The sequence below is a fragment of the Exiguobacterium sp. A1_3_1 genome (assembly GCF_048985645.1).
Classification (GTDB): domain Bacteria; phylum Bacillota; class Bacilli; order Exiguobacteriales; family Exiguobacteriaceae; genus Exiguobacterium_A; species Exiguobacterium_A indicum.
This window is the reverse complement of record NZ_WBYY01000261.1, coordinates 1-2,954: the sequence shown is the minus strand read 5'-3', so window position 1 is coordinate 2,954 and position 2,954 is coordinate 1. Positions and strand designations below refer to the sequence as shown.

Annotated in this window: 4 protein-coding genes; 1 reads left to right on the top strand and 3 read right to left on the bottom strand. The window is 50.0% G+C overall.

Annotated elements, in window-relative coordinates; genetic code table 11:
* The first annotated feature begins 63 nt into the window (after positions 1–63).
* Positions 64–882: an alpha/beta fold hydrolase gene (locus tag F8N00_RS17385; protein ID WP_035397332.1), complete on the top strand. Its 819-nt coding sequence runs from the start codon at positions 64–66 to the stop codon at positions 880–882.
* A gap of 72 nt (positions 883–954) precedes the next feature.
* On the opposite strand, the gene F8N00_RS17380 is transcribed toward F8N00_RS17385, so the two are convergent.
* The 3 genes from F8N00_RS17380 to F8N00_RS17370 are packed head-to-tail and all read right to left on the bottom strand — an operon-like array spanning position 955 to position 2,924.
* Complete coding sequence (locus F8N00_RS17380) at positions 955–1,986, bottom strand: NAD(P)/FAD-dependent oxidoreductase (RefSeq protein WP_075642348.1); 1,032 nt, start codon at positions 1,984–1,986, stop codon at positions 955–957.
* Positions 1,987–2,041: 55 nt separating this feature from the next.
* A complete protein-coding gene (locus F8N00_RS17375; protein WP_075642347.1) occupies positions 2,042–2,764 on the bottom strand; it encodes an energy-coupling factor transporter transmembrane component T family protein in 723 nt (240 codons plus the stop codon).
* The gene (locus F8N00_RS17370; RefSeq protein WP_421018679.1) at positions 2,736–2,924 is read right to left on the bottom strand and encodes a hypothetical protein; all 189 of its coding nucleotides are present in this window, start codon (positions 2,922–2,924) and stop codon (positions 2,736–2,738) included. The genes F8N00_RS17375 and F8N00_RS17370 overlap by 29 nt, the downstream gene beginning before the upstream one ends.
* Between the last annotated feature and the right edge of the window lie 30 nt (positions 2,925–2,954).

Genomic DNA, 2,954 nt, shown 5'->3' with positions numbered 1-2,954 from the left:
AGATGTGTATAAGAGACAGTAATAGATGCATGCACGGCAATCTATTACTATGGGGGTTTTATGATGGGTACATTCATTCAAGCAGTTGATGGCACGAAAATTTATGTCGAGGATGTCGGGTCGGGTCAACCGGTCGTCTTTTTACACGGCTGGCCGGCAAACAATAACATGTTCGAGTATCAAAAGAACTTGCTCGTCGAAGAAGGGTACCGTTACGTCGGAATCGATTATCGCGGTTATGGCAAATCAGATGCACCAGCAACGGGATACGATTATAAGACGATGGCGTCCGACATTAATGAAGTCATCGAACAGCTGAAATTAACGAATGTCACGTTGCTCGGCTTCTCGATGGGAGGAGGAATCGCCTTGTCCTATCTCTTGCAATACGGGGATTCAAAAGTCAGTAAGCTCGTTCTCGCTGGAGCCGCAGCCCCTGTCTTTACACAACGCGACGGCTATCCATACGGGATGACAAAAGAAGAAGTCGATGCGTTGATTGCCGACACGAAACAGGATCGTCCGTCAATGCTCAAAGGATTCGGGGAAATCTTCTTTGCGAAGGAACATCCAGAACCACTTCAACAATGGTTCCATGGACTTAGTATCGCCGCTTCGTCCCACGGTACGATTCAGTCAGCGATCGCCTTACGTGACGAGGACTTGCGTGGGAAACTCGGAGACATCAAAGTCGATACGTTAATCATCCACGGTAAAAAAGACCAAGTCTGTCCGTTCGAGTTCGCGGAAGAAATGCAAAAGGAAATTCCACATGCACGACTTGAAGTCTTCGAAGAGAGTGGGCACGGTATGTTGCTTGATGAACAAGAGAAGTTCAACGAAACGTTACTCTCGTACGTTAAAGGAAATCAAACCGTCTAATCCAACAAGCCATGGACACCCGTCCATGGCTTGTTTTTGTGTACAGAAAAAAGCGTGCGCCGGCGCACGCTTTTATGGACGATACTTCCGCATGAACCGTTGATCGATCCAGCGCTTCAAGTACCAACCGAACGGGTGAGTCGAATACTGATTGCCATACATTGAAACCGCATGACGTGGTCCCATCGATAAAATCGTCAAATAGTTCGTTTGCGGACGATACGTTTGCAGTGCCTCTTCCTGGACGTACCGTAAGAGATTTGCTAGTAAGATCGGTGCTTGCCGGACAGCTGTGACGCCATTCTTTGGAATATCGGGATAAGCGACGAGGGTCGCCGCGTCACCCGCAGCAAACAGACTTGGATGATTGAGCGCTTGCAATTGTTCATTGACAAGTAGAAATCCGTCTTCCGTATAGAGCTTACTGTCTGCAAACAATACCGGAGCTTTCGCACCCGTCAAGCGGATGATGGCATCTGACTCGATTGGTGGGTGATGTGAAAAGCGAAGAGGAGACGCCTCGTTCAGTGGGCGTTCTCGAATCCAATGCACATCGAGTTCTTGTAAGCGTCGTGTAATGGCTTCCGCTGCTGGGTGTCCTGAAAGTAACTCGGGATCCGTGACCAGTGTGATCGGCACACCCGCTGCTTTCAAGGACGCCGCCATCTCGACGGCCGCTGCACCACTTCCAATCAAGACTGGACGCTTTGCTTGTTGCAGACGCTTTAATGTATCCGGTAACCGGTAGTTCGGTTTGATCGATAATCGTGTCGTATCTTCCGACCAATCGAACGAGCCGATATTCGTCGAGACGACGTCATAGGTATAGCGTCTGCCGGATGCACCGAAGACGACTTTTTCAACGGGGTCGATTTTGATGACGGTCTCCTCGATGAATTGTTTATCATAGGCGCGACATAAGGCGGCGATGTCGATACGGATCTCATCGATGTCGTATGTTCCGTCAGCAAGGCCGGAGTACATGCCCGAGTAATATTGGTACGTCGAGGCGCTTAAAATCAGCCACTCGACGTCTTCTGTTGGTCCGTGTGTAATGCAATGCAGGTGAGCGTGCCCTGCACCAATCAATAGGATTCGTTTCATGTCGTTCTCCTTCAATTTGTCTTGCTAGAATGTACCCGGATACGGGTGGCGGTAATCATAGCCAAAAGACAAGACTGATCAACAGGAGGATGACCACGAGGTAGATAATATCCTGACGCTGAACGACTGGCACTTCATAATATGTCCGTTCCGCTGAAAAATGACGGGCTTCGAAAGCGATTGCTATCCGTTCTGCCCGCTGGATCGATCGCGAGAAGAGCGGTAAGCCGATTGATAGAAACGCATCACCAGGAAAGCGACTGTGCACGTTCCGAATCATTCGGACTCGCCGTAAGACGCGGACTTCTTCGACCAATTGAGGCAGAAAGCGGATCCCGGCAAGGAACCCATACGCGAAGCGAGGCGACACCTTTGCCTGGTGAATCAAGCTCATCACGAACCGGGTCGCATCGGTCGTCGTGACGAAAGCGAAACTTAAGCAGACGAACGTTGCCATCCGTAAGGAAAGTAACCAGCCATGTACGACACTTTCCGACGTGACATGAAACCAACCGAACGACCAGAGCGTGTTCGTACCTTTGCCAAACGCCGCCATCATCCAGAACGTCAATAAGAATAATAGACTGTAAGGTGCGAGCCGTTTCAAGAAATCGACGGGACCCCATCCGGAGAGGAGTAGCAAAGCGATAGCAAAACTCAGGAACACCAACGTTTTGATCCAGTCATTCGTTGCAATTAAGGCAAACATGATCAAAAACAATCCGCTCCCCTTGATGACAGGATTGAGTTTAGCGAACGGTGACGCGTTCGTCTGCATGGCGCTTCACCTCCTGGAATTGGTACGAAAGTGGACGTTGTAGCTGACAGCGTTCGAGTAACGGAACGTCAGCGAATAACTCGCTCGGACGCCCGTCAAAAGCAATCCGCCCTTGCTCCATGACGAGGACACGATCCGCGTATCGAGCGACGAGTTCCATATCTGTCTCTTATACACATCTTCGAGCCCA

Coding starts and splice junctions, on each gene's coding strand:
- F8N00_RS17385 (WP_035397332.1), top strand. CDS start 64: ATGGGTACATTCATTCAAGCAGTTGATGGCACGAAAATTTATGTCGAG.
- F8N00_RS17380 (WP_075642348.1), bottom strand. CDS start 1,986: ATGAAACGAATCCTATTGATTGGTGCAGGGCACGCTCACCTGCATTGC.
- F8N00_RS17375 (WP_075642347.1), bottom strand. CDS start 2,764: ATGCAGACGAACGCGTCACCGTTCGCTAAACTCAATCCTGTCATCAAG.
- F8N00_RS17370 (WP_421018679.1), bottom strand. CDS start 2,924: ATGGAACTCGTCGCTCGATACGCGGATCGTGTCCTCGTCATGGAGCAA.